Source organism: Bacillus sp. iso_77, from assembly GCF_056173625.1.
Genome location: NZ_CM149683.1, coordinates 1,066,094 through 1,091,961, shown reverse-complemented (window position 1 = coordinate 1,091,961; position 25,868 = coordinate 1,066,094). Strand labels below are relative to the sequence as shown.

Sequence of the window (25,868 nt, the reverse complement as noted above, 5' to 3'; positions counted from 1 at the left end):
TCAATGATAAAGTGAAGGATTTTCAGCTTTTTTCATGACTTTTTTCACTGAAAAAAACCATTATTTATGATAAAAATAAAAAAAGTGAGCAAATGCTCACTTTTTCTCGTATGTCCATCCTTCTTTTTGGTAAACAAGATCATTTTTCATCAGATGACCTAATGCTCGTTTGAAGGCTGCTTTGCTCATTTGAAATCTTTCTCGGATATCTTCTGGATCACTTTTATCCCCGTAAGGCATTGCACCGTTTCTCGTTCTCATGTAAGTTAAAATTTCTTCTGCATCGACAGATAATGCATCCTGTTTTCTAGGCAGCAGAGAAACGTTCACGGTTCCGTCCTCTTTCACTGCAATGACGCGTCCTGTCACGGTCGATCCTAATCTAGGCTCTTCCTTTCGTTCCGTGCGGTGGATAAACCCACGCACGCCTGTATCTGTCAGCATAAAAGAACCTGTCGCAATTAAGCGATAAATCGTTCCCGTCATTTCTTTGTTCATTAACGTTTCTGGCGCCTCAGTAAATAATTCACTGATCACATCTTCAGTGGCTGGTTTTGCGAACATTCTCCCGTAACTTGTCACTTTGAGCATACAGTATAGTTTGTCGCCTTTTTTCGGCCACGCTTCCTCAAAAGGCGGGAGGTGTTCAGTTGCAACAAGTGCATCCTTTGACAAACCTATATCGACAAAAGCACCCATATCTTCTACAACGTCTACGACTTCTACCCAATCGTATGTATGTGCATTGATTTTAGGAATTTTCATCGTCGCTGCCAGTCTTTCCTCATGATCTACATATAAGTAGACCTCTACTTCATCACGATCTCCAATATCCTCTGTCATCTCACTGCGATGTAGGAGAACAGAATCTTCGCCATCTGTTAAAAAGTAGCCGTATTCCATCTCGTTATCTATTTGCAAGGTCAGTTGCTCACCTGGTCTCATGTTCTCTTCCTTCCTATCTGCCCTTAAAAGAGCGTTCGTTCATCTTTTGATTCACTTTATTCTACTATACTTCTGTCATCATGAACATCTCTAGTTCTGTTAGCTAAAGTGGACAAACTGTACTTGAATTATACCGCATGCATCTGAACTCGCTTCGATAAAGTTTCTTCTTCCCCTATGGGCATGATAAAATAGACGCAATATCTATAGTTGGAGGTCATATGTGATGGCAAAAGAAAGTTCATTTGATATTGTATCGAAGGTGGAGCTGCCAGAAGTGCAAAACGCCATTCAAGCAGCACTGAAAGAAATTAAAAACCGTTATGATTTTAAAGGAAGTAAAAGTGATATTTCACTAGAAAAAGAAGAACTCGTTCTCATTTCTGATGATGACTTCAAGCTGGAGCAGCTAAAGGATGTCCTTGTGACAAAACTGATTAAACGAAACGTACCGACTAAAAACATTGACTACGGAAAAACAGAACATGCCCTAGGTGGAACCGTTCGCCAGCGTGCAAAGCTGATTAGCGGGATTGATAAGGACAATGCCAAAAAGATCAATGCCTTGATCAAACAATCTGGTATAAAAGTAAAGTCGCAATTTCAAGATGACCAAGTGCGTGTGACAGGAAAAAATAAAGATGATTTACAAGAAGTGATGGCGCTCATGCGCAAGGCAGATTTACCGATTGACGTCCAATTTATAAATTTTCGATAAATTTCAAATTTTCCATTGATTATTTCCGATTTTTTCGATACAGTTGATGGAAGTTCAATTCATTGACATGTTCATATCGCTTTCTTATCAAGAGAGGCAGAGGGACTGGCCCTGTGAAGCCTCAGCAACCGGTGTAGTAGAAATCTATTTTCTATGACCAAGGTGCTAAATCCAGCAAGCAACTGCTTGGAAGATAAGGAGAAGAATTTCAATACAGCCAAAAAGTCTTCTTCTTATCAGAAGGCTTTTTTTGTTACATAGAAATAAGGAGGAAACCAATGGGCCTATTACAAGACTTACAAAATCGCGTACTGATTGCTGATGGAGCAATGGGAACACTTTTATACTCTTATGGCATTGACCGCTGCTTTGAAGAATTAAATTTATCAAAAGAAGATGAAGTCAAAAGAGTGCACGAAGCATATGTGCAAGCTGGAGCGGACATTATTCAAACGAACACATACGGTGCGAATTATATTAAACTATCCCGCTACGGTTTAGAGGAAGAAACAAAACGCATCAACACAAAAGCTGTACAAATTGCCAAAGCAGCCGCTGGCTCAGCTTATGTCCTCGGAACAATCGGCGGCATTCGAACATTTAACAAAAATGCCTACTCTTTAGACGAGATTAAACGGAGCTTTAGAGAACAGCTCTATATCCTTTTAAATGAAGAGCCTGATGGGTTACTGCTTGAAACGTATTACGATATTGAAGAAGCAAAAGCCGTTCTTGAGATTGCTCGCAAAGAAACAGCGCTTCCGATTGTCATGAACGTCTCCATGCATGAGCAAGGTGTATTGCAGGACGGTACACCGCTAAAAGACGGTTTATCTGAATTATCCTCACTTGGCGCTGATGTCGTCGGCATTAACTGCCGATTAGGCCCTTATCATATGATTCAGGCACTTGAAGGCGTTCCACTTTTGCAAAATTCGCATTTATCTGTCTATCCAAACAGTAGTCTCCCCTCCCTTGAAGAAGGCAGACTCGTCTATGATACAGATAATGATTATTTCCGAAAAAGTGCACTTGAGTTTAGAAATCAAGGCGCACGAATCATTGGAGGCTGCTGCGGAACAACCCCTCAGCATATTAGCGCCATGGCTGAGGCGGTCAAAGATTTAGCACCTATCACCGAAAAAGAAGTGAAAGTATTAAAAGAAGAAATCATTTCCATCCAAGATCAACGAACAGAACCAGGTCTTGACGAGCTTGCTGTGAAAAAACGTTCGATTATCGTCGAGCTGGACCCGCCGAAGAAGCTGAACTTTGAAAAATTCCTTATCGCAGCGAACGAATTAAAAAGTGCAGGCATTGATGCCCTCACACTGGCCGATAACTCTCTAGCTACCCCGCGTATTAGCAATGTGGCATGCGGCGCTTTATTAAAACAGCAGCTTGATATGCGTTCACTTGTCCATATCACATGTCGTGATCGCAATTTGATTGGACTCCAATCCCACTTAATGGGACTGGACACGCTTGGACTAACCGATATTTTAGCCATCACAGGCGATCCGTCTAAAATTGGAGACTTCCCAGGTGCGACATCTGTGTATGATTTAACCTCCTTTGATTTGATCCGTCTGATCAAACAATTTAACGAGGGGCTATCTTTCTCTGGGAAACCGCTCGGGAAAAAGACTAATTTTTCAGTGGCTGGCGCGTTTAATCCCAATGTCCGTCATATTGATAAAGCGGTCAAACGCCTCGAGAAGAAAATCGAATATGGTGCCGATTATTTTATTTCACAACCTGTTTACTCTGAGGAACAGCTTGTGAAGATTCATGAAGAAAGCCGACATTTGGATAAACCGATTTACATCGGTATTATGCCGCTAACAAGCAGCCGAAATGCTGAGTTTATTCATCATGAAATTCCCGGCATTAAATTGTCTGACTCGATTCGTGAGATTATGGCCAAGGCAGGCGAAGATAAAGAAAAGCAGCGGACAGAAGGGTTAGCGATTGCCCGCTCTTTATTAGATACAGCCTGCGAATTGTTTAATGGTATCTATTTAATTACCCCTTTCCTTCGATCAGATTTAACAGCAGAACTGACAACTTACATCCATCAGAAAGAAAAGGAGCCAAACATCCATGCCAACTATCACTGAACAGCTCAAAAAACGCATCCTCGTCCTTGACGGTGCAATGGGCACAATGATTCAAAACGCCGATCTCACAGCAGAGGATTTCGGCGGAGAAGAGTATGAAGGCTGTAACGAATATTTGAACGTCACAGCCCCTCATATTATTTCCACGATTCACCGGCAATATCTTGAAGCAAGTGCAGATTTAATCGAAACAAATACATTCGGCGCGACGAAGCTCGTTCTCGATGAATATGGACTTGGCCATCTCGCCTATGAATTGAACGTAAAAGCAGCTCAGCTGGCAAAGCGTGAAGCAGACCGTTTGTCGACACCAGACTGGCCCCGCTTTGTTGTAGGCGCAATGGGGCCCACTACAAAAACATTATCCGTGACAGGCGGCACAACGTTTGAAGAGCTCGTTGCAAATTATGAAGAACAAGCCCGCGCCCTGATTGATGGGAAATGTGATGCTCTTCTTTTAGAAACGAGTCAAGACATGCTGAATGTCAAAGCTGGATTTAAAGGCATTCAAGAAGCCTTTCACGCAACCGGTATTGAGCTACCACTGATGGTGTCAGGGACGATTGAACCAATGGGCACCACCCTTGCCGGTCAAGATATTGAAGCCTTTTATATCTCACTTGAGCATATGAAACCAATCAGCGTAGGTTTAAACTGTGCAACTGGTCCAGAATTTATGACAGACCATATACGTACACTCTCCTCCATCTCAAAGTCGGCTGTCAGCTGCTATCCAAACGCTGGTCTCCCTGATGAAGAAGGGCAATATCACGAATCCCCTGCTTCGCTTGCTAAAAAAATTGCCGCTTTTGCAAAAGAAGGCTGGTTAAATATCGTCGGCGGCTGCTGCGGTACAACGCCTGCACATATTCAGGCATTGTCAGATGAAGTACGTTCGCTTCAGCCCCGCAGCATGACGCATGAGTCATCACCGCATACCGTATCAGGCATCGAGCCCCTCATTTATGAAGAAGCGATGCGCCCCCTCTTTGTTGGTGAGCGCACAAATGTCATTGGTTCACGCAAATTCAAACGGCTCATCGCAGAACAAAAGTTTGAAGAGGCGGCAGAAATTGCCCGTGCTCAAGTGAAAAATGGCGCTCACGTCATTGATGTGTGTCTAGCAGACCCTGATCGTGATGAGATAGCAGACATGGAAGGCTTTTTAAAAGAAGCCATGAAAAAAGTGAAAGCTCCTTTTGTCATTGATTCAACCGATAAACATGTCATCGAAAAAGCACTCATGTATTCTCAAGGAAAAGCCATTATCAATTCTATTAATTTAGAGGATGGAGAAGAGCGCTTTGAAGAGATTCTTCCGCTTGTCAAGCTATATGGCGGCGCACTTGTTGTTGGAACAATCGATGAAACAGGGATGGCCGTCACAGCAGATCGAAAACTTGAGATTGCCGTAAGATCCCATGACCTGCTCACGAAAAAATATGGAATCCCTGCGAGTGATATCATTTTTGACCCTCTTGTCTTTCCAGTAGGTACTGGAGACGAACAGTATATTGGTGCTGCTGAAGAGACGATTAAAGGCATTGAGCGAATCAAAGCAGCACTGCCTGAATGTCTCACCATTTTAGGCATTAGTAACGTGTCTTTCGGACTCCCGCCAGTTGGCAGAGAAATATTGAATGTCGTTTATTTGTATCACTGCGTAAAAGCAGGGCTTGATTATGCGATCGTGAATACTGAAAAGCTTGAACGCTTCGCTTCAATTCCAAAGGAAGAAATCAAGCTGGCTGAAACTTTACTTTATGAAACAAATGATCAAACCCTTGCTGAGTTCACCCAATTTTATCGCGGGAAAAAGAAAACAGAGAAGAAACCAAAGATCTCCTTATCACTTGATGAAAGGCTGGCAATCTATGTCGTCGAAGGGACGAAAGAAGGCCTGATTGATGATTTGGCCCTTGCTTTGGAGAAATTTGAATCACCTCTTCATGTCATCAATGGACCATTAATGCAGGGAATGTCAGAGGTTGGGCGCCTTTTTAATCAAAACGAATTGATTGTAGCTGAAGTCCTCCAATCCGCTGAGGTCATGAAAGCATCTGTTTCATACCTTGAGCAATTTATGGAGAAAAAGGACGCAAGCGGCAAAGGGAAGATTCTCCTCGCCACCGTCAAAGGCGATGTCCATGATATAGGGAAAAACCTGGTCGACATCATTTTGAGCAATAATGGCTTTCACGTCGTCGATCTCGGAATTAAAGTAACCCCACAAACATTGATTGAAGCGGTGCAAAAAGAAAAGCCAGATATGATTGGATTATCAGGTTTACTTGTCAAATCAGCACAGCAAATGGTCTTGACCGCTCAAGATTTACAAAAAGCAAACATCTCTGTTCCCATTTTGGTGGGCGGCGCGGCGCTTTCCCGGAAGTTTACGAAGATGAAAATTTCGCCTCAATATGATGGCCCCGTCCTTTACGCCAAAGATGCAATGGACGGCCTGTCTTTAGCGAATGAATTAAGAGCGGACCCTCTTCAATTTCAAACAAAACCCTTAGAGGATCAAGAAACACTCCATAAGGAAAAAGAAACAACGCAGCCAAAAGCTGTGATTGAATTACTAGAAAAACGCGCGACACTTCCGGAGGCAGCGATTTTCACGCCAGAAAATACGAAACGCCATTATGTACGGGATATTGATTTGCACCACATTATGCCCTATGTCAATGAGCAAATGCTGATCGGCCATCACCTCGGTTTAAAAGGAAAGGTCAAAAAGCTCTTGGCTGAACAGCATCCAAAAGCATTGGAATTAAAACAGCTGATCACAGATCTTCTTCAAGAAGGCAGAGAGAAAAACTGGTTTGCACCTGCATTCGTCTATCAATTCTTCCCTGCCAGTTCAAATGGGAATGACCTGCATATCTATGATCCAGAAGCGCCTGACCGCGTCATTGAGACATTCCAATTTCCAAGACAGGAAAAACTTCCGTACCGGTCTATTTCTGATTATGTGCGGAAAAGCGGAGAGAACGAGAAAGATTATATCGCCTTATTTGCAGTGACGGCTGGTACCCGCATACGAGAGGTTGCGCAGCAATTTAAACAAGAGGGTGACTATTTGAAAATGCATGCGGTCCAAGCTTTAGCACTTGAGCTTGCAGAAGGATTGGCTGAACGAACGCATCAAGTAATTCGTGATAAATGGGGATTCCCAGACCCAGTCGATTTCACGATGGAGAAACGGTTCCAAGCCAAATATCAAGGTCAGCGCTATTCCTTTGGCTATCCAGCGTGCCCTAATCTAGAAGACCAAGAAAAACTATTCCACCTGCTGCAGCCAGAAAAAATCGGGATTCATCTCACAGAAGGGTTTATGATGGAGCCCGAAGCATCCGTTTCAGCCATTGTCGTTTCTCATCCTGAAGCTCGATATTTTAACGTTCACTAAAAAAACCTCCTGAATGGGAGGTTCTTTTTATAAATAAAAATGGAATAAATATGAAAAATTACGTTTATTTACCGATATTATAAATGAAAGTCATTTACTTAAAAGGAGATGTTTGTCATGTTCAAAAAGAAGATCGGGGTTTTATTGCTTACAGGCCTCTTTATCGCTGGCCCTCTTTTCCAATCACCTGCTCAAGCGAGTGAAACTTCTACGAAACAAACAACATATTATACAGAAGAATTGGAGCATCTGTATCCAGACAGTGATTATGCAAACAATGATACGATGGAAAAAGCTCAATTCTTACAGCACTCTCTTCATCTAAACAAGACCTATTTATATCACGAAGGCAGTATCTCTTCTATGAATGACATTGATTTTTACCGGTTCACCAGCTCTAAATTTGATGGAGCAGATGGCCGCTTTTCTATCAAACTCGTCAATGTGAAAGCTGGAAATGATTTTGATCTTTATCTTTACAATCAGAGCGGGTCACTCGTGTCTTCCTCTGTGCGGACAAACAACCAAAATGAAATCATCCATATGCCGAAAATTGCCGCAAGCACTGACTACTATTTAGCCGTCAAACCAAAGCAATTATTAAATGAAGAGGACAACATGTATCGTATTGTCTTTGAAAAAAGTATTGAAAAAGCCACAACGAAACGATATGGATCACCTGCCACATTGAATAGTTTCAATGAAGCCGGATCTCCCAATTCTTCTTTTGATTTAAGCAGCTTGCCGCAGGATGCCGTTGTCACTGGCCTGTCATTAGAAGCTGAAAAAGGCAGTACAAATGCATATAATTATGTATTCACTGTCTCTTCCTTAAAAGGCGGAACAGTGAACGTACCTTGGAACGGTCAAAAAGTTGACATCTCTTCTTATAAAACAAGTCAAGTGCCAGCAAAAGACCGCTTTTTTGTTTCTTTTAATGCAACCGAGGTTCCTCAATTGATCGGTGGACGGTTAATTAAAGTAGGCGTTGTCTCAATTAAGAACTTACAGCTCACCTTTGAATATGAATACAACCGTGACCTCAATTATTAAACTAGACAAAAGGAAAAGGTATCCCCTTTTCCTTTTTCTTATGCGTTCTTATGGTACGATACATATAGAGAAATCAGCTAAGAAGGAGTTGCGTGTATTGGCAAACGTTATACAACGAACTTTAACCCTTGATGACATACCAGACCTTGTCGCATTGTCAAAAGAGGTCGACTGGCCTGATTACAATGCGGAAGAGCTCACATCTCTTTTAACAAATGGACATTTTACCGGTTTTACAACAACTGACGGACAAGTCATTTCATGCGCTGGACTTTTTCAGTATGACAGAGTGGCATCAATTGGGGCGGTCATTGTATCTGAGACACATCGAGGACTCGGTCTTGCCCGTCAAATGATTGACACACTGCTTCGTCATAGTGATCCAAGTGTCCCTGTCGTTTTAACGGCTACTGTACAAGGACGCCCAGTTTATGAAAAAATCGGCTTTCAGACAGCCGGTTATATTCATACATACAAAGCACAAAAAACAAATCCTAGTGCCCTTCACGCGTCACATCAGATTCATCTTTTTCCCGCTGATCAAACGCACCTCCCGTCTATTGAAAGGCTGGATGAAAAAGGCGCAGGGACCAATCGATCAAACTTCTTAATAAAGCGAATGGAGCGAGCAGCATTTAAACTGATCGCAAAGGATGAACACCACGAAATCACCGGCTTCGCATTTGGTGTGGAAACACCAGCTAATCTGATGATTGGCCCGCTTGCAGCAAACGATGAACAAACGGCGCTATCACTCATTCAATCACTTCTCACGTCTTATTCTGGCGCCTTTCGTTTAGATATGCAGGAAGAAACAGCTGAACGCCTGCATGCATCACTTGTAGAAGCAGGATTTACAAAAACAAACGTCGCACATTTTATGATGATTCGCGGGAACGAAAAGCAGAACGATCCGGCGCTTCTCTATTTTCTGGCCTCACAAGCATTTTCTTAAAAAATCAAAAAGCTGTAGACAGATGTTGTCTACAGCTTTTCTTTTTTATTTTTCGCCTACGGATGAGAGAACTTGAGCGAGTGCATTTGTGACCTTGCCATGCTCTGATGCATGCGGCCGGTCATCTCCGTCTCCATAGCCGTAATCAATCATGCGATTACGGTTTAAGCAAAGCTTTGTCAGCTGTGGCTGGAATAGATCAAATAAAGCAAAACGATCTTTTAGCTGTGGAAATTGCTTTTGATACTGCTGAATTTCTTCTGCAAGCAAGCGCCAAAGCGTCGTTTCATCTAACAGATTGTGATTGTCTAACACGTTTGACACGTAACGAAGATTGCAAATAAACAGGCCCGTAAAAATAAATTGTACAAGACCCTCTGGCGGCTCACTACGCAGCACTTCCTTTAGATCTTCTTCTAATGAAGCCAATTCAGGCAGCGGTTGATCACTAATGTTCACATCATCAACAAAATCTTTGATCGCCAAACGATGCGGCTTATGATCTTTTAATACAAGAATTGTATTTTGTCCGTGAGGTGAAAACACCGTGCCATATTGATACATAAAGTGCAGAAGCGGCGGCATGACAACATGGAAGAATGACGCCATCCATTCTTTTGCTGACAGACCCGATTTTTCAATGAGCTGCTTCAGATAAGGCTCGCCTTCATGATCTTCATACGTCAGTGCCGCCAACGTAACAGGGCTCTCCCCTTCATCTAAATACGTATAAATGCTTTCTCTAAAAATGACCCCAAGCATTTCAAGGTATTGATATGGCGCACCAGGTAGCTTGCTGTAATAAGGATGATCAACATTGATACTCGCATTCTCACCTGGTAAAATCACGCGGCATACATCGGATAAAAAGGCGTCTTGATCGGCGATTCCTTTAATATGTGCTGTAATACGAGGAGCAATCACCGTACGTTCTGATGGGAGCCCCCGGTACACTAGCGTATTTAAAATACTCATTGGCAGTTTAATATGATGCTTGCCTTTATTTGAGATGTTTGTAAAGGTTCTGATCGATTGCTGTGGAATATATTGATCCAGCCCTTCTCCTAAATACACAATACGGCGCATGGCTAAATCCTCAGGGAAATGCTGGATGATCATATGCGTCCACTGCCATTTATGAACAGGCATCATATAATAATCAGCCGCATTCAGCCCTTCATCCTTTAACACACGTTGGAATTGACGAATCGTGACTTCGTCTAATTCTTTGGCAATGATGTGCTCATAGTTCTCATGATCGACCGCATGGAAAGTCGCAAGTTCTCGGTGAACAGCAATCCAAGACAGCTGCACACATTCCTGCCTTTCAGGTGCATAGGCTAAGTAATCATCGTAGCTGAATCCAATACGCCCTTTGTTATAGACGATCCACGGATGACCAGTCATCTCGCCCTCAATCCATGCATAATCTGTATCTGTTAGCTCATCTGCACGAAGTGCTTTTTTCGACAGCAAATGAACATCCGCTAACAAGGTATGGTGAAGCTCTTTGATCAGATGACCAGTTGTTTCAGAAGACATTGGGATGATTGGCTGAATGTCTAGTAAAAACACAATGGCACTAACATCCTTTGTCCATGTTCCGTCTTGACAGCACTCGATCGATTCAGCAATCGTATCAAAACTATCAAACAAACGAGGTTTTGCGAGATAACGATATTTCTTCTGATCGTGAATGATTAATTCATATTGGGCGATGCCATCCTGATGATTTAGCTGAACGGGATGAAGCATATCCTCATACATATATTCGGACAGCATTTTTGCCACCATTCGCTGGTTTGCTTTTTTCCAAGCAGCAGGATTGACCGCTTTTTTCAATTCATCTTGTACACTCATCGGTTCATCCTCCTTACCCTTTGATTTCTTCAAATGTATTTGCGTGTTTATGTGTACCGAATGTCTGGAAAACATGCTTTTGATAAAGTGGATACACAGGTCGACGAGCCAGTTCATTGATAATGACACTGTTTCGGTACGCCCCTAGCCCTAAATCTGGTGCGCCTACTCCATGTGTATGAAGCTCTGCATTTTGTACAAAAATATCATTCTCACCTAATGTGTTTGTTTTCAATCGATATTCACGTTCAACCTGGAAGCGTCCTTGATGATCCCACTGAATATGATGGGAAATCGGATCAATAAATGGCGGTAATACAGATTGATAGCCCGTTGCCAAGACGACAATGTCTGTCTCATGCGTAAAGGATTCCTCTTTAACCCATTGATTGCATGAAAGCGATAAGCCGTCCCTCGTTTCCTCAATCAAATTGACTTCCGTCATCGCCTGCAGCACGGTGTTCAGCTGCTCTCCGCAAGCAGAACGTTCATAAAGCAAGTGATAAATATCTCGGATCATCGCTGAGCTGATGCCTTTATACAGCAAATCTTGCTGCTTTAATAGCGCATCTTTTTTAGGCTGCGGAAGCTCATAAAAGAAATCAATATAGTCTGGAGAGAAATACTCAAGACCCAAATTTGAATATTCCATTGGGAAAAACCCTTTAGAGCGTGTAAACCAATGAATATCCTTCGCCTCATCGTCTGATAAAATGTCATAGAATACTTCTGCTGCACTTTGACCAGAACCGATGACCGTCACGGATTTTCCTTTAAAACAGCCTTCTTTCTTTCGTTTCAAGTAATCAGCAGAATGAAACACCCGATCCCCTAAAGCTGGCTCAAGAGATGCTGGTACCGCAGGCTGTGTACCGATACCTAAAACAAGATGCTTACTTTCAAACACCTCTATCGTTTGATCTTTCACATGACGGACATGCACTTCATATCGTTTTTCTCCAGCTTTTTCAACGATGGAGACAGATTCGACATTCATGCCAAATCGGCAAGAATCTAATTGATCCGCGACCCAGCGGCAATAATGGCTATATTCCTTGCGCGGGATATGGAAGTCTTCTAGAAAGTAAAATGAATACAAACGGTTTTGCTCCTGCAAATAGTTGAGAAAGCTATATTTGCTTTTCACATCCGCCATACTGACAAGATCCGCTAAAAAGGGGACTTGAAGTGTTGTCCCTTCAATGAGCATACCTGGATGCCAGTGGAACGCTTCACTTCTTTCAAAAAACAAAGCGTCAATTTCATCTACTTCTTCAGATAATGCAGCAAGCCCTAGGTTAAATGGTCCAATGCCAATCCCAATGACATCCACTACATTATTTTGCTTGTTGAACCACGTCATGGTTATACTTCCTTTCAAATCGATCTCGATGACAAAACATCAAAAGACCTGTTTTATCTGGTAAAGTGACTGGTTTCACACGTTCGAATCCACACTTTTCAAAGACATGAATCATTTTTTCGTTCCGAATATCTGGCTCAGCCACGATTTTTTCTGTTCGTTTGTTCTGCTCAAACTGAAATGCTGTCATGACTTGAAGCAGCGGAGCCGCAAATCCTTTCCCTACATAATCTGGCTCTCCAATTAACAGGTGAATGCCTTGATCATGCGGAGAAGGCTGATAGTACGATTCAATGATATCCCCTTTCACATTGTATGCTTCAAAATAGCTCATCGGCGTGCCATCAATGGTTCCTAAATAAAGGGTTTGATGCGGATCATGAATGGCCTGATAAAAGTGCTTTTCAAAAGCAGGAAATGGAATATTCAAATGCCAAAATGGGTGGACATACTCTTCTTGCATCCACTTGTGGACAAGCTGGACGTCCCGTTCATATTCAGCGCGAATGAACCCAATTCGATGCCTCATCCAATCAGCGCCTCCTTATGTAAAAAGAGCGGATTCAATACAGACGTGTACCTGGATTGAGTTTCTAAAGAACCCGTCAGCTCATCCATATCTTCAAACCGCGTGAGTAAGTTCGCTTTTGAAGGCAGCTCCTGTGACCGAATAAGACTGTTCGTCAGCTCAGATGCACCATATGTCTCTTCATGCGCAAGCAGTGTGTCTCTAATCAGGGCTAATAAATCTTCTTCTTTTGCAAGCCCCTCTGTACCAAAACCATTCACAAGACCAAACAAATGATTAAAGAAGAAATAGTAACGCAGTCTCTCAACCGCTACATCGTCTGCACAAATGGTTTCACTTCTGACGCTTAAGTTTTGAACAAGCTTCGCAAGCTGATCCTTTTTCGATTCGCTATAATAGTAGCCTTGGTTGTCACGATAATAGAATGTGTGCGGATATCCATTCTTTAGCTGTACGACAGCATTTTGCTGATGGGCTTCAAGGGCAAGTCCATACGTTTCAAACAGCCAAAGCATCGGCTCTAACGCAATCGATAAATATTGTGTGAACCAATCACGACTGACATCTTCTGTTGATCTGCCTTCAGCGTCTGCTAATTCATGGATAATGCCTGAAAGCCTTGATTTTCCTCCGTATGCATGATCCTGACATAGCCCTGCTATTAAGCTTGCCCCTTTTTCATGATGCAAAAATGGATTTTGACGAATGACGACTTCAAAGCCAGATTCCGCCTCATCCCCTTGAATAGATAGATACGCAGGATCTTCAATTACACGGAATCCAGAGAATTTGTCATATAAAGAAACGCCTAATTCTGTTTTTAAGATACGAGACATCTCAACTCCACGATCAAGTTCCTTTTGTTTGTTAACGCGTAAAGAGTTTGTGATCTTTACAGGGACAGAGAATTTAAGCATGTACGCAGAGTCTTTTTGATAGACCGTTCTAAAGGAAGATGTCGCTGTGTATTCAGATCCTAGCGGCCCTAAATACGTCAGCATCCCATCCTCTATATAACGCTTGACGAACGCTTTCTCCATGACCACTTGGACTTGTAGCGGATGAATCGGAATCAGGACATATTCACCGCCTTCTGTTAACGTCGTCAGTCTCTCTTTTTCTTCTGGCATCTGGCGCATGAGCTCCTCAAACATGAGACTTGCCGCAGATTGTGAAAGAGAAGAATCCTGAAGCACAATTGACGGATGTGCTTTAAAGTAATGAAGCTGGAAAGAGCCTTTCAGCTCAGGAGAATAAATAGCTTCCTCCTCTTCTGTCATTCCTTGTCTGCTTTTTGGTGTAGGATGCGTTAAATGCCCAAGAAGAAGTGACTGCTCCGCTTCAATATATTCAAAATCAGCTGAAGAAAGAGCCGCTCGATCACTTTCTCTCTCTCTGATGAATCTTTCAATATTCCGGCAGCTTAAAATGATGCGAAGCATGAACTCATCCTCTGCATCTGTGCGGCCATATTCAATGAGAAGTTCCTTTGAACATAAAGCAACAAGTGTGGTGTAATCGATGATCGTTCCCTGTTGTTCACTGCCTTTCGGGCGAAAGCGAACGGGAAAATCAAAGAGATGACGGCCTACAGGCGAAAAATATCGAATCGGAATGACAAGCTCAAGATCTTGTTTTGCTAATGCTGCTACAAATACAAGTGAGCCGTCTGCTTTTGTCTCTTTTTTTGCAGATCGATCAATTCCTGTTTCACGTAAAAAACAGTTTAAAAAGCTTTGCATAGTTGCATTTTCAGCCATTTGTTTATATTGACTCAACGTAGTACCCTCCCGGATTGAATATGAGCGATCCCGATATCAACAATGTCAGAAAGGATTTCCTCAATATGTGTAATAGTCGTTCTCGGATTTAACAAAGTGAATTTTAAGCAAGTTTGACCATCGGCTACTGTTTTTGCTACGACAGCCGTTCCTGTTTGGAAAAGTGTGCGATGAATGATTTTATTGATGTCCTCTGCTTGTTGATCATCTATAAAACGAAACACGACTGCATTGATTTCTGGATCAGGATTGATCACCTCAAGATGCTCATTTTTCTCAATCAACGTAGCCACATCTTTCGCAAAATGGATGGTATGGTCAATGATACTTGCAAACCCTTCTTCTCCAATCATACGCAGAGAGAGAAGGAGTTTTAGCGCATCAAACCGGCGCGTCGTCTGAACAGATTTATTCACGAGATGCAGAATGCCCTCCAGTTCATCTTCCTTTGGATTGAGATAATCTGCGTGGTAATCAATCAAACCAAAATGTCTTTTATCCTTTAGTAAAAATGCCCCGCAGGAGATCGGCTGATAAAATTGCTTATGAAAGTCAATCGTGATCGAATCAGCCAGCTCGATGCCATCTAATTTTCCTTGGAAGGTTTTGCTTAATACAAGCGCCCCTCCATAGGCAGCATCTGCATGAATCCACAAACCGAAAGGCTTCACCATGTCATATATGTCACGTACAGGATCAATACTGCCAAAATCAGTTGTCCCGCAAGTCGCCACGACTGCAAATGGAAGCAAATCCTGCTCTTTAAGCTCCATAAGCTTCTTCTGCAAATCATGCAGGTCCATTCGGTGATGTTCGTCCGTCTCAACTAACACAACAGCCTGTTCACCTAAACCTAGCTGAGATGCTGATTTTTTCACAGTGAAGTGGGCATTCTTGGAGCAAAGAATCCGCATACGGTTTGCCTCGCTCGGCAACCCTTTCTGCTGTACATTCCATTGCCAAGTGTTTTCACAAAATGCATCTCTTGCTAAAAGCAGTCCCATGTAGTTAGATTGGGTTCCACCGCTCGTAAAGGTCCCATCTGCTCGTTCTCCATAAGAAAACTTTTCACATAACCACTTGAGGATTTCCTCCTCAACCAAAGATGCAATGCCGCTTTGATCAAAGGAATCCATTGATTGGTTAAAGGAACTTACGATCACCTCTGCTGCCAGAGCAGGGATTAGAGGTGGGCAATGCAAATGTGCCAGGCATTTAGGATGTGACACATCAACTAAATGCGGTAAAAGGTGATTTTTTATATCTTGAAAAACAGACTCAATGGATTCACCAGCCGGTTGAATCTGGAATAACGATTCGACATGAGCCGCTAATTTCCCAGGCAATATTCCGCTATACGGTCCTCTGCTTGTTTGCCACTCTGCCAGTAAGCTGTCGATGGATGTGTAGAGAGCCGCTTGGAAGGACTCCCTCCCAAGCTGGCTTTGTTGAATAAATAATGAATCGACAGATGGTTTAGTTGACTGCATCGTAAACTGCCTCTTTAAAAATCGTGATGACTTTTTCAAGCTGTTCTTCTGTCATGATCAAAGGCGGTAAGAATCGAATCACACTTCCAAAACGGCCTCCTGTCTCCACAATTAAGCCTTTATCAAAACAATTCTTTTGAATGAGACTGGCTAGCTCTGGATTTGCTGGATAACTGCCGTCCACATCCTGTTTCTCATCTGGATTCACAACTTCAACACCAATCATTAATCCTCTTCCTCGCACATCACCGAGAGCAGGCACTTGTTTTTGAATGTCTTTTAGATTGGCCTGCATACGCTGACCAAGCCCTTCTACATGATCAAGCAGATTGGTTTCTTTTATAAATTTAAGCGTAGCAGTTCCAGCTGCCATCGCCATTTGATTTCCTCTAAACGTGCCAATGTGTGCACCTGGATTCCATTGATCTAAGTCTTTGTCATAAATCACAACGGATAGCGGAAGGCTGCCCCCAATTGCTTTTGATAACACAATGACATCTGGCACAATACCAGCATGTTCAAAGGCAAACATCTTACCAGTTCGGCCGATGCCTGATTGAACCTCATCAATAATAAGTGGAATTCCTTTTTCTTTTGTGATTCGTCTCATTTCTTGTATCCATTCAATTGATGCCGGGATGGAGCCGCCCTCCCCTTGCACCGCTTCAAAGATCATGCCTGCTGGCGGAAGAATTCCACTCTCAGGGTCATTTAATACACGCTCAATATAAGAGCTGGAAATGCGATGTGAGTCTTTACCGCCAATTCCAAATGGGCAGCGGTATTCATATGGATAAGGCAGGAAGTGAACATCTGGCATTAATCCTTGTACTTTTTCTTTTGGCGATAAGTTGCCGCTTAATGACATCGTGCCATGTGTAGCACCATGATATGCTCCGTGGAATGATAGAATGGAACGATTTCCCGTCGCTGTCTTGACTAATTTAATTGCTGCTTCTATAGCATCACCACCAGTTGGTCCACAAAATTGAATTTTTGCTCTTTTTGCAAACTCTTCTGGCAAGTGAGAAAAAATCTCATTCACAAATTCTTCTTTAATCTCTGAAGTGATGTCCAGCGTATGCAACGGTCTTTTTTCATGAAGCATACGTTCAATAGCATCTATAACAACCGGGTGATTGTGACCAAGAGCAAGTGTTCCTGCACCTGCTAGGCAGTCATAAAATTCTCTACCATCTGCATCTGTCACGATCATACCTTCGGCTTTTTGCATGGCTAATGGGAACCGTCTCGGGTAAGACCTTGCATTAGATTCTCTTTGACTTTGTTGCTCTAAAAATTGCTGATTTTTAGAAACGGTTTTGATGGACATAATAAAACACTCCTCCAATTGATAAAGATTATCATTTTCATTTACTAGCCTAGAGGATGTAAGATACGAAAGTCAATTGTATTCAAAAAGATGATTCTAAAAGCATATGAATGCTATATTCTCTTTTTAACGAGTAATTTCGTGTATTTTTTACAAACATCTACAGCCATAAGGGCGATGTAACGTTTGAGTATGAAAAATATTGAAAAAAATTACAAAACAATTCTCCTGGTTCTTTTGCTCTATGCGTTGTAGCTCCCTTGTTTGATACGGGACGGCCGAATGAAATGAATGCAGTAAAACAAAAAATGAACGTTATTTTACCTTGATATAAATGGTTATGATGGTATAATTTCTCTGAAACGAAAGGGAATCGAGGGAGATCTGATGATTTTAACGAAGCATGACCTTCACCACTACTTGGCACAAGATCAGAAAGCACTTGCCATCAATCGAAAAAGACCAAAGTGGCTTGGGGATGATATTTGGAAATATCAAAGATATTTACGAAAATATGAGTACTATACGAATAGCGGTGCTACGTTACGCAAATGGTTTTATCGTTACTTACATAAAAAGAAAGGCATGCAGCTTGGCTTTGATATCCCAATTGGTGTATTTGGACCTGGGCTCAGAATCAACCATACTGGGCTGTTGATTGTGAACAAGCATGCCAAAATCGGCGCGTTTTGTGATATTCATCAAGGTGTGAATATCGGTCAAAACCATCATGAAAAAGATGTGCCCGTCATCGGAGATCATGTATGGATCGGCCCTGGCGCTAAACTGTTTGGAAATATTTATATTGCGAATCATATTTCCATCGGAGCAAATGCAGTAGTGAATCGCTCCTTTCATGAAGAGCGGATTGTCATTGCAGGTGTCCCAGCTCAAAAAATAAAAGAAAAAAGCCCTTCTTTATGAAGGACTTACTTGACCAAAGCAGTGAGCCACATGAGATAAAATAAGATGGATAAACATGAGGATCATCCTGCCCGAGCCCATCACCATTTATCCTATGATGCTTTGGCGCAATCAAACCATCAATCGGTAGCAACTTGAAGTGAAACAAATCACCACAGCCGTACTCTCTAATTTGCGTTGGAGTACCCGAAGACCAGCATGAGAAAGTACAAGACAAAGACGAGGATGGCAATCGCATAGATGAAAATGGACACAATCAGTACTGTCCAGCCCAACCCTTTTCTTCCTGTTTGAATGAGATATATTCCAAGTGTGAAGAGCCCGAGCAAAAGACCTAAGATGGCCCATAACCATTTATTTTTCCCGTGTTTTGGTGCATCAACGAATAGGTAGATTGCGACTAATATGGATACAAACCAACCTGTAATCCATTTCACATTCATCCGCCACCCTTCTTTTTCAATTTATTTAATCTTACTATACTTTTTTCCTAATCTTAAAAACAACTATTCAAATGAATGGTGCGGAAGGCTTTGCCATTCTTCTCTCAGCATCCCATACCGCATCGAATCATAATACTCCCCTTGATAGTAACGAACCTTACGCAGTCTTCCCTCAAGGATAAACCCGCATTTCTCTGCGCAACGCATCATGCGTTCATTTCCAGACCAGGTGGTTAGACCGATGCGTGGGATATCAATGTGTGAAAAGAGTTCATCGATCCATAGACGCAATGCCTTTGTTCCAACGCCCCCATTCCAAAAACGTGAGTCATAAATAAGAATCCCACACTCCAGCCATCGTGTGCGTTCATTCTCCCAATAATAAGAAACTGTGCCCTTTAATTCACCTCCGACATCAATGCCAAATAGTTTTGGCAGGACAGAATCATCCTGTAAATAGCGTTTTTTAAATGCAGTAAGCGATATGTCATGTTCAATAAAATACGGTGCATTCCACTTTCGATAGGCCTGGTCTGGTGCTTTAAACCTTAAATGCCATACCACTTCTAAATCGGTTTCGTCTAATGGACGTATGCTCACAATCTCTTTTTTTTTCCTTTCATCTGTTCACGTTCCTTTACTTTGTCGTTCTTTTAGCAAGATGACGATACTCGATAGGCGTCATGCCTTCATTTTGCCGAAACAGCTTTGAAAAATAAGTAGGGTCATCAATGCCTACATGTTCTGCAATGAGAGCTATTTTTCCATTCGTTGAAGCAAGCAGGCTTTTGGCTTTTTCAATTTTGAGTCGATTGATGTACTGGCTCGGCGTCAGTCCGTACACGGTCTGCATGCACCTTGTCATGTAATCAGGATGATAATGAAGAATCTCTGCCAGCTTCTCCATCTGTAATTTTTGCGTAAAATGACGTTCAAGATAGTGAACCACTTCTGAAGCGACAGTCTCCTTTGCACTTGGAATATGAAATGCTTCTTTTTGTAAATGAATGAGCATTTCCTCAAATTGAAGCTGCTTTTTGAGCTGAAGTTCAGACGCATCATCATTTAAAGCGCGCATCGCTGAAAGATGCTTCTGTAGCACGCTTCCCCCTTTCACTTTTCCTTTTCGGGGCAGACGAAATTCATAGCTTGCTGCTTTTTCAAAAGTGGCTTGATTTTGCTTCATGTCAAACCAGTGTTCTCTCGGCCGATCTGTAAACTCAAATGAATCGATTGAAAAATGCAGCCACTCATAAAGTGTTTCTTCTTTGCATGGCAGATGTCCACCATGGGCAAGTCCCGGTGATAAGATGATATATTCTCCCTCTTTTACATGATGAGGCACCTCGTCTTCTGTGATCCACAGTTCACCTTTTGTGACATAAAGAAGATCAAATACGGTGAAAATTCTGGAGATATGTCGTTCTCCTCGATGGAATACACCTTTGCCTGAAGCAATATAGACTGGAAATGGCGGTACAGTAAATGTAATAAACGGACCCATATTCATCCCCTTATGAAGTCGGATTTCTCCAATAAGTTTCGGTTTCATCTCTTCTTATTATAGTCGATGCAAGGTACACTATAAATCGGATTTATACGAAAGAAGGCGATGTGATGAAACCACAAGCACTGACAATACAAAAGGTTCAAGCCAAAAGTGAAAAATCCCACCCTTCATTATTTGCATTAACTTGGCCTATTTTTATCGAAATCTCTTTATATATGCTGATGGGGAGCGCAGATACACTGATGCTCAGCCAGTATTCTGACAATAGTGTTGCCGCAGTAGGGGTAAGCAATCAGCTATTAAATCTATTGATTGTGATGTTCAGCTTCATTACGACTGGGACGACGATTGTCATTGCGCAGCTTTTAGGAGCGAGCCGCAAGCAGGAAGCGACCCAAGTTGCCTATGTATCACTAGGCACCAATTTCCTCATTAGCTTTGTGATCAGTCTTCTTATGTTTGTGTTAGCTGTGCCCATCCTGCATATGATGGGATTATCAAGCGAGCTCATGCCAGATGCAACCGTCTTTTTACAGATTGTCGGCCTGCTTTCTTTTATTCAGGCGCTCATTATGACCTATAGTGCTATTTTAAAAAGCTATGGATTCACGAGAGATACGATGTATGTCACCATCGGTATGAATCTGTTAAATGTTGCTGGTAATTATTTGGTCATCTTCGGACCATTTGGCTTCCCTGTATTAGGTGTCATGGGTGTCGCTCTTTCCACATCATTTGCACGGTTGATCGGTCTTACAGCCATGATACTCATTGTTCGACACCGCATTGGATTGCGGTTTTCATTCAAGCGAATGTTTTACATCCAGCGAACGCATTTAAAAAAACTGCTAAAAATCGGCATTCCTTCTGCTGGAGAACAACTTTCTTATAATGGCTCTCAAATGATTATTACGCTGTTTATCACATTTATGGGCACGCAAGCACTGGCAGCAAAAGTCTATACCCAGAATTTGATGATGTTCATTATGTTATTTGGTGCCGCCATTAGCCAAGGAACGCAAATCTTAATTGGGCGCCTGATCGGGGCGAAAGAATTTGATGCGGCCTATCGAAGATGCATGAAAAGCTTATACTGGGCCATTGCCATCTCACTTCTTTCTTCTACTGCTTTATCTTTATCATCGACGCATTTACTTACTTTTTTCACTAGCAACAGTGAGATCATTCAAATAGCGAGTCTCCTCCTCATATTGACAATTATTTTAGAGCCTGGACGTTCTTTTAATATGGTCATCATCAACTCCTTGCGGGCAGCTGGTGACGCGAAGTTTCCAGTCTATATGGCGATGATTTCAATGTGGGGCATCGGCCTTCCGATCGCTTATTTATTAGGCATTCAACTTGAAATGGGCCTTATCGGGGTTTGGATTTCTTTTATCGTGGATGAATGGGTAAGAGGTATCTTCATGTATAGGCGGTGGCGTTCAAGGGTGTGGACGGAGTACCGGTTTACTTCCACATAAAAAGGACTGCGGGTGCAGTCCTTTCAGATTGTTGTCAAAGGGCTAAAACGAACGAACTCTATTTTACCCTTTGTCTTCTTTTCATTACGTAATATCTTCTAAAATAAGTGCTTTTTCTTGTGTTGAAATATATGACCGCTTCGTAAAGACGCGGTATTCGTTTTCTCTAGTTTTATCTAAAATAGCCTTATAAAAGTGAGCAGCTGCTTTCACTGGGATCCTTGAATAAAGTGGGAATTCATGGAGATGGTCAAAAAATTCCTCATAGTACGCCTCTGCCTCAAAAGCAATATATTCCCATACGTGCTGGAAGGCTTGATTGACGATCCCTTCTTGTAATTCTTGCTCTGTATACCCAAATTGATCCATGACTTGTTTTGGCAAATAAATGCGGTTCCTTTCCGCCTTATCCTCACCAATGTCTCGAAGAATATTGGTCAACTGCATGCCAATCCCAAGGGAAATCGCTGCTTCTTTTAGCTGTTCTTTTTTACGCGGTGCAATGATCGGAAGCAGCATTAATCCAACTGTACTTGCGACATGATAGGAATAGATGAGCAGTTCATCTAACGTTTCATATCGATGTTGCTCTAAATCCATCTCCTGTCCTCGCAGCAGGTCACGGAATGGGGATTCATCCATACGAAACTGTTGAAATGTATACTCCAGCGCCACCCACATTGGATCATCACGATCTACTTCTCCTTGCAAGAAACGTTCAAATGCCTCCTGAAAAGACGCCAGTTCTTCCTTTGGTGAAGGAGACTCATCTACAATGTCATCCGCTCTCCTACAAAAAGAATATACGGCCCAAACAGCCTGTCTTTTCTTTTTAGGCAGCATGGAAAAGGCACGATAAAACGTTTTTGAATGGGTTTGAATGGTCTCTTCACATATTTTCAATGCTGTTTGCACATCAACCACTTAGCTTCACTTCCTTTCTGTTGTTCAGCTCTTTAAGCAGTACAGAAGCCATGAGCTTTGCACTTTGCATCACGATCGGTACCCCGCCGCCGGGATGGATGGAAGCACCTACCGCATATAGATTGTCTACATCTGCAACCTTTACTTGCGGGCGAAACACACCTGATTGAAACAAATTAGGAGCGAGTCCAAAGCTGCCGCCTTCAAACAATCCTTCTCGCATTGAATCATTCGGTGTTCTCACCTTTTGCCAGACAACCGCCTCTCGCAGCTGTGGAAAGCCTCTTTTCTCAAGACGCTCCACCATTTTATCCACAAAGTCTGTCTCTTGTTCCCAATTGATGTGATCTCCTGATGGAACAGGAATGAGCATATATAGGACACTGCTGCCTTCTGGGGCAAGGGATGGATCGATGGTCGATGGATTAAATGTATAAAATGATGGATCTTGAGGTATCGTTTTCGTTTGAAACACCTCTCTCATATGCTGATCAAAGTGTTCTCCCATGAAAAATTGATGAACAGGTGCTTCATCGTATACTTTGTTTAACCCTAGATACACCATCACGCAGCCGGAGGATGGAACGTATTTACGCCGGTCTTGTTCACCTAAACCAAGCTGTTTTAACGCCGCTGGATAATCTCCGTTCATCACAAATGCATCAGCTGCTATGTGCTCATCATTTATTTTTGCCTTGACCACACGTTTCCCCTCAAACTCAAATTGTGCGACTTCTTCACTTTTTCTTATGTGTACACCCGTCTTTAAGAGCTGTCTCTCCAATATATCTACTAAACTCGCATATCCGCCTTTTAAATAGTAAATTCCGTGTGCGTGCTCACTATATGAAACAAGCGAATAAATGGCAGATGCTTCATACGGATTTCCTCCGACATAGAGGGTTTGAAGTGCATATGCATCTCGGAGGCGCTCATCTGAAAAATATTTTTTGAGAGAACTTTGAACGGTTCGATATGCTTTTAATTTCATTAAAATCTTCATGTTCGCTTTTGTAAAAAAGGTTCGTTTTTCATGAAATGATTTTTCTAGAAAAGCTTCCTGCCCTTCTTGAAACCGATCCGTCATTTCTTGCATAAATGTTAAATATCCCTGTTCTTCCTTTGGAAATACACGTTTGATTTCTTCTAGTTGTCGCAGTGTATCAGAGTATTTCGTATAGGAGGTTCCATCTTGATAGTGGATCGTATACAGCGGATCGAGCTGCAAGAGATCAAGAGATGTTTCATCAATGCCTACGTCATGTAAAATGCCTTTTAACATATCAGGAAGTAGGACAATGGTCGGACCTTCATCTACTTTATATCCTTTCTCACGTACAAAAGCAAGTCTCCCGCCGAGCCGTTCATTTTTTTCAACAAGGGTGACATCATGTCCAGCTTTTTTTAAATAGAGGGCTGAGATCATTCCGCCAATACCGCCGCCAGCAATCAATATATGTTTTTTCATGAGGCGCTCCCCTTTTCTTGATGTGGCACTCTTTTGTGCGTATGTTTCTCTTTTGACAGAATCGCATTTGTCGTAATACGCGCTGATTCTAAAATGGTTGGCAATCCGCTGCCCGGGTGGGTTCCTCCACCAACGAGCCAGCAGTGTTTCAACTCATCAAATTCATTATGCGGCCTGAGTACCATCATCTGCGTCAACTGGTGACCAAGATTAAATGTAGCTCCTTCATACACGTACAGCTCTTCTTCCCAATGCTTCGGCGTGATTATCCGCTCGACTTCAATATGCTGCCTGATATTCTTAAAGCCTGTTTTCCGCTCAAGCGTATCCAGCACAAGCTCTCTAAATTCTTCTTGATGCGCTTCCCAGTCAATACCGCTTTGATTATTGGCAACGGGTGCTAACACATAAAGAGCGGACTTGCCTTTTGGCGCAAGCGAATCATCTGTCACACTTGCATTTTGAATATAAATGGATGGATCATCCGGCAGCTCATAGGTTTTCGTAATCTCTTTGACGAACTTCGCATAGTCATCGGAAAAAACGATGGTATGATGTGGCTCATCATATATCGTATCTAAACCTAGGTACAGCATGAAGGTGGAGCATGAGAATTTTTTCTTTTTCAGTTTCTTCTCGCTATATTTCTTTAAAAGACCCGGCTCTACAAGCTTTGTCATCACGTGTGCAAAATCACCATTTACGACCACCTCATCTGCCTGTATTTCTTCACCAGTTTCTAAGCGAATCCCCTTCACTTTCCTGCCTTCCGTCAGCAACTTGTCAACTCCAGTTGATAGATGAAGGGTAGCCCCAGATTCAACAGCTGCCTTTGCCATCGCTTCTGACAGCTGATTCACTCCGCCTTTCGGATGATAAACGCCTGTGTCATGCTCCATAAAGGAAAGAATAGAGAACGCTCCTGGGCATTCCCAAGGTGACATCCCTAAATATTTTGATTGGAATGTAAAGGCATATTTCACTGATTCATTTGAGAAATAATCCGACAGCACATCATATAAGCTTTTATTTAATGAGAGCTGAGGAAGTGCTTTGATGACTTTTGGACGCAAATAATGATGGAAACGATCCATTTTACTTTGTAGAATCGGCGTTAGGCGGTCCATTTTTCGTTTTGTATCATTCATAAAACGTACATACCCCTCGCCCTCACCAGGTGCAAAGGCTTCTAGACGTTTGTACATTTCGTCTCGATCTCGAATCATATCAAGCTTCTCATCTTGAAAGATTAATCTATACATTTCTTTTAATTCAATCACATCTATATAATCATAGAGATTTTTACCGGCAAAGGTGAACAGTTCCTCTGCAATATGAATCATACTGAGAAAAGTAGGACCTGTATCAAACGTGAAATCACCAAGTTGAAACTTAGAGTTACGTCCGCCAACAAAGGACTGTTTTTCATATATATGAACATCATGTCCTTTGCTTTGCAACATCATAGCTGCTGCAAGTCCCCCTGGTCCTGCTCCGATCACAATGATTTTCATTATCCTTTTTCCTCCAAATTAATTCACTTTAAGTTAATTATA

The 25,868-nt window shown here is 42.2% G+C and carries 20 protein-coding genes and 1 riboswitch; of the genes, 7 read left to right on the top strand and 13 right to left on the bottom strand.

Going from position 1 to position 25,868, the window contains the following annotated elements:
• Nucleotides 1-96 precede the first annotated feature (96 nt).
• Nucleotides 97-945 (bottom strand): CvfB family protein, encoded by an 849-nt coding sequence (locus tag AC0VYC_RS05445; RefSeq protein ID WP_024720045.1) that lies wholly within the window; start codon nucleotides 943-945, stop codon nucleotides 97-99.
• A 226-nt stretch (nucleotides 946-1,171) separates the two neighbouring features.
• On the opposite strand from AC0VYC_RS05445, the gene AC0VYC_RS05440 reads away from it, so the two are divergent.
• The 5 genes from AC0VYC_RS05440 to AC0VYC_RS05420 all read left to right on the top strand — a co-directional run bounded on the left by AC0VYC_RS05440 (nucleotide 1,172) and on the right by AC0VYC_RS05420 (nucleotide 9,203).
• Nucleotides 1,172-1,663: a YajQ family cyclic di-GMP-binding protein gene (locus AC0VYC_RS05440; protein WP_076821901.1), complete on the top strand. Its 492-nt coding sequence runs from the start codon at nucleotides 1,172-1,174 to the stop codon at nucleotides 1,661-1,663.
• 81 nt (nucleotides 1,664-1,744) lie between these two features.
• Nucleotides 1,745-1,863, top strand: a riboswitch (SAM riboswitch).
• Between the two features lie 78 nt (nucleotides 1,864-1,941).
• Nucleotides 1,942-3,783: a bifunctional homocysteine S-methyltransferase/methylenetetrahydrofolate reductase gene (locus tag AC0VYC_RS05435; protein ID WP_096881227.1), complete on the top strand. Its 1,842-nt coding sequence runs from the start codon at nucleotides 1,942-1,944 to the stop codon at nucleotides 3,781-3,783.
• Complete coding sequence (gene metH / locus AC0VYC_RS05430) at nucleotides 3,767-7,195, top strand: methionine synthase (protein ID WP_475389624.1); 3,429 nt, start codon at nucleotides 3,767-3,769, stop codon at nucleotides 7,193-7,195. The genes AC0VYC_RS05435 and metH overlap by 17 nt, the downstream gene beginning before the upstream one ends.
• Nucleotides 7,196-7,312: 117 nt before the next feature.
• Complete coding sequence (locus tag AC0VYC_RS05425) at nucleotides 7,313-8,248, top strand: anti protein (RefSeq protein WP_475389622.1); 936 nt, start codon at nucleotides 7,313-7,315, stop codon at nucleotides 8,246-8,248.
• Nucleotides 8,249-8,345: 97 nt separating this feature from the next.
• A complete protein-coding gene (locus AC0VYC_RS05420; RefSeq protein ID WP_335350200.1) occupies nucleotides 8,346-9,203 on the top strand; it encodes a GNAT family N-acetyltransferase in 858 nt (285 codons plus the stop codon).
• A 45-nt stretch (nucleotides 9,204-9,248) separates the two neighbouring features.
• Here AC0VYC_RS05420 and AC0VYC_RS05415 read toward each other — a convergent pair whose 3' ends face one another.
• Genes AC0VYC_RS05415 through AC0VYC_RS05390 form a run of 6 tightly spaced genes read right to left on the bottom strand, consistent with a single transcriptional unit; the run spans nucleotide 9,249 to nucleotide 17,559 of the window.
• Nucleotides 9,249-11,063, bottom strand: a complete 1,815-nt coding sequence (locus AC0VYC_RS05415) for an IucA/IucC family protein (RefSeq protein ID WP_024720040.1) — start codon at nucleotides 11,061-11,063, stop codon at nucleotides 9,249-9,251.
• 13 nt (nucleotides 11,064-11,076) lie between these two features.
• Nucleotides 11,077-12,426: a lysine N(6)-hydroxylase/L-ornithine N(5)-oxygenase family protein gene (locus AC0VYC_RS05410; RefSeq protein WP_335350199.1), complete on the bottom strand. Its 1,350-nt coding sequence runs from the start codon at nucleotides 12,424-12,426 to the stop codon at nucleotides 11,077-11,079.
• Nucleotides 12,401-12,955 carry a GNAT family N-acetyltransferase gene (locus AC0VYC_RS05405; protein WP_335350198.1) on the bottom strand — a complete coding sequence of 185 codons (555 nt, stop codon included), beginning with the start codon at nucleotides 12,953-12,955 and terminating at the stop codon, nucleotides 12,401-12,403. Before AC0VYC_RS05405 ends, AC0VYC_RS05410 begins: the two co-directional genes overlap by 26 nt.
• Nucleotides 12,952-14,733 (bottom strand): IucA/IucC family protein, encoded by a 1,782-nt coding sequence (locus tag AC0VYC_RS05400; RefSeq protein ID WP_475389618.1) that lies wholly within the window; start codon nucleotides 14,731-14,733, stop codon nucleotides 12,952-12,954. The genes AC0VYC_RS05405 and AC0VYC_RS05400 overlap by 4 nt, the downstream gene beginning before the upstream one ends.
• Nucleotides 14,730-16,226: a pyridoxal phosphate-dependent decarboxylase family protein gene (locus AC0VYC_RS05395; protein WP_327872435.1), complete on the bottom strand. Its 1,497-nt coding sequence runs from the start codon at nucleotides 16,224-16,226 to the stop codon at nucleotides 14,730-14,732. Before AC0VYC_RS05395 ends, AC0VYC_RS05400 begins: the two co-directional genes overlap by 4 nt.
• Complete coding sequence (locus AC0VYC_RS05390; protein WP_335350197.1) at nucleotides 16,213-17,559, bottom strand: aspartate aminotransferase family protein; 1,347 nt, start codon at nucleotides 17,557-17,559, stop codon at nucleotides 16,213-16,215. Before AC0VYC_RS05390 ends, AC0VYC_RS05395 begins: the two co-directional genes overlap by 14 nt.
• Before the next feature lie 387 nt (nucleotides 17,560-17,946).
• Between AC0VYC_RS05390 and AC0VYC_RS05385 the strand changes: the two genes are divergently transcribed.
• A complete protein-coding gene (locus AC0VYC_RS05385; RefSeq protein WP_017360201.1) occupies nucleotides 17,947-18,483 on the top strand; it encodes a serine O-acetyltransferase in 537 nt (178 codons plus the stop codon).
• A 167-nt stretch (nucleotides 18,484-18,650) separates the two neighbouring features.
• Here the strand turns inward: AC0VYC_RS05385 and AC0VYC_RS05380 are convergent, their stop codons facing one another.
• The 3 genes from AC0VYC_RS05380 to AC0VYC_RS05370 all read right to left on the bottom strand — a co-directional run bounded on the left by AC0VYC_RS05380 (nucleotide 18,651) and on the right by AC0VYC_RS05370 (nucleotide 20,430).
• Nucleotides 18,651-18,926 carry a hypothetical protein gene (locus AC0VYC_RS05380; protein ID WP_035392471.1) on the bottom strand — a complete coding sequence of 92 codons (276 nt, stop codon included), beginning with the start codon at nucleotides 18,924-18,926 and terminating at the stop codon, nucleotides 18,651-18,653.
• A 63-nt stretch (nucleotides 18,927-18,989) separates the two neighbouring features.
• A complete protein-coding gene (locus tag AC0VYC_RS05375; RefSeq protein ID WP_251210865.1) occupies nucleotides 18,990-19,529 on the bottom strand; it encodes a GNAT family N-acetyltransferase in 540 nt (179 codons plus the stop codon).
• A gap of 34 nt (nucleotides 19,530-19,563) precedes the next feature.
• Nucleotides 19,564-20,430: an AraC family transcriptional regulator gene (locus AC0VYC_RS05370; protein ID WP_251210866.1), complete on the bottom strand. Its 867-nt coding sequence runs from the start codon at nucleotides 20,428-20,430 to the stop codon at nucleotides 19,564-19,566.
• A gap of 113 nt (nucleotides 20,431-20,543) precedes the next feature.
• Here AC0VYC_RS05370 and AC0VYC_RS05365 point away from each other — a divergent pair, with 113 nt between their 5' ends.
• On the top strand, nucleotides 20,544-21,920 hold the full coding sequence (locus AC0VYC_RS05365; RefSeq protein WP_019743129.1) for an MATE family efflux transporter: 1,377 nt from the start codon (nucleotides 20,544-20,546) through the stop codon (nucleotides 21,918-21,920).
• 84 nt (nucleotides 21,921-22,004) lie between these two features.
• On the opposite strand, the gene AC0VYC_RS05360 is transcribed toward AC0VYC_RS05365, so the two are convergent.
• Genes AC0VYC_RS05360 through AC0VYC_RS05350 form a run of 3 tightly spaced genes read right to left on the bottom strand, consistent with a single transcriptional unit; the run spans nucleotide 22,005 to nucleotide 25,826 of the window.
• The gene (locus tag AC0VYC_RS05360; RefSeq protein ID WP_024720032.1) at nucleotides 22,005-22,844 is read right to left on the bottom strand and encodes a phytoene/squalene synthase family protein; all 840 of its coding nucleotides are present in this window, start codon (nucleotides 22,842-22,844) and stop codon (nucleotides 22,005-22,007) included.
• On the bottom strand, nucleotides 22,837-24,312 hold the full coding sequence (locus AC0VYC_RS05355; RefSeq protein ID WP_024720031.1) for a phytoene desaturase family protein: 1,476 nt from the start codon (nucleotides 24,310-24,312) through the stop codon (nucleotides 22,837-22,839). Before AC0VYC_RS05355 ends, AC0VYC_RS05360 begins: the two co-directional genes overlap by 8 nt.
• Nucleotides 24,309-25,826: a phytoene desaturase family protein gene (locus AC0VYC_RS05350; protein WP_024720030.1), complete on the bottom strand. Its 1,518-nt coding sequence runs from the start codon at nucleotides 25,824-25,826 to the stop codon at nucleotides 24,309-24,311. Before AC0VYC_RS05350 ends, AC0VYC_RS05355 begins: the two co-directional genes overlap by 4 nt.
• Nucleotides 25,827-25,868 lie beyond the last annotated feature (42 nt).

What these genes read in the sequence shown, in the direction of transcription:
- AC0VYC_RS05415 (WP_024720040.1), bottom strand. Translation starts at nt 11,063, where the DNA reads ATGAGTGTACAAGATGAATTGAAAAAAGCGGTCAATCCTGCTGCTTGG.
- AC0VYC_RS05440 (WP_076821901.1), top strand. Translation starts at nt 1,172, where the DNA reads ATGGCAAAAGAAAGTTCATTTGATATTGTATCGAAGGTGGAGCTGCCA.
- AC0VYC_RS05355 (WP_024720031.1), bottom strand. Translation starts at nt 24,312, where the DNA reads ATGAAAAAACATATATTGATTGCTGGCGGCGGTATTGGCGGAATGATC.
- AC0VYC_RS05425 (WP_475389622.1), top strand. Translation starts at nt 7,313, where the DNA reads ATGTTCAAAAAGAAGATCGGGGTTTTATTGCTTACAGGCCTCTTTATC.
- AC0VYC_RS05385 (WP_017360201.1), top strand. Translation starts at nt 17,947, where the DNA reads ATGATTTTAACGAAGCATGACCTTCACCACTACTTGGCACAAGATCAG.
- AC0VYC_RS05445 (WP_024720045.1), bottom strand. Translation starts at nt 945, where the DNA reads ATGAGACCAGGTGAGCAACTGACCTTGCAAATAGATAACGAGATGGAA.
- AC0VYC_RS05395 (WP_327872435.1), bottom strand. Translation starts at nt 16,226, where the DNA reads ATGCAGTCAACTAAACCATCTGTCGATTCATTATTTATTCAACAAAGC.
- AC0VYC_RS05380 (WP_035392471.1), bottom strand. Translation starts at nt 18,926, where the DNA reads ATGAATGTGAAATGGATTACAGGTTGGTTTGTATCCATATTAGTCGCA.
- AC0VYC_RS05365 (WP_019743129.1), top strand. Translation starts at nt 20,544, where the DNA reads ATGAAACCACAAGCACTGACAATACAAAAGGTTCAAGCCAAAAGTGAA.
- AC0VYC_RS05410 (WP_335350199.1), bottom strand. Translation starts at nt 12,426, where the DNA reads ATGACGTGGTTCAACAAGCAAAATAATGTAGTGGATGTCATTGGGATT.
- AC0VYC_RS05370 (WP_251210866.1), bottom strand. Translation starts at nt 20,430, where the DNA reads ATGGGTCCGTTTATTACATTTACTGTACCGCCATTTCCAGTCTATATT.
- AC0VYC_RS05405 (WP_335350198.1), bottom strand. Translation starts at nt 12,955, where the DNA reads ATGAGGCATCGAATTGGGTTCATTCGCGCTGAATATGAACGGGACGTC.
- metH (WP_475389624.1), top strand. Translation starts at nt 3,767, where the DNA reads ATGCCAACTATCACTGAACAGCTCAAAAAACGCATCCTCGTCCTTGAC.
- AC0VYC_RS05435 (WP_096881227.1), top strand. Translation starts at nt 1,942, where the DNA reads ATGGGCCTATTACAAGACTTACAAAATCGCGTACTGATTGCTGATGGA.
- AC0VYC_RS05350 (WP_024720030.1), bottom strand. Translation starts at nt 25,826, where the DNA reads ATGAAAATCATTGTGATCGGAGCAGGACCAGGGGGACTTGCAGCAGCT.
- AC0VYC_RS05390 (WP_335350197.1), bottom strand. Translation starts at nt 17,559, where the DNA reads ATGTCCATCAAAACCGTTTCTAAAAATCAGCAATTTTTAGAGCAACAA.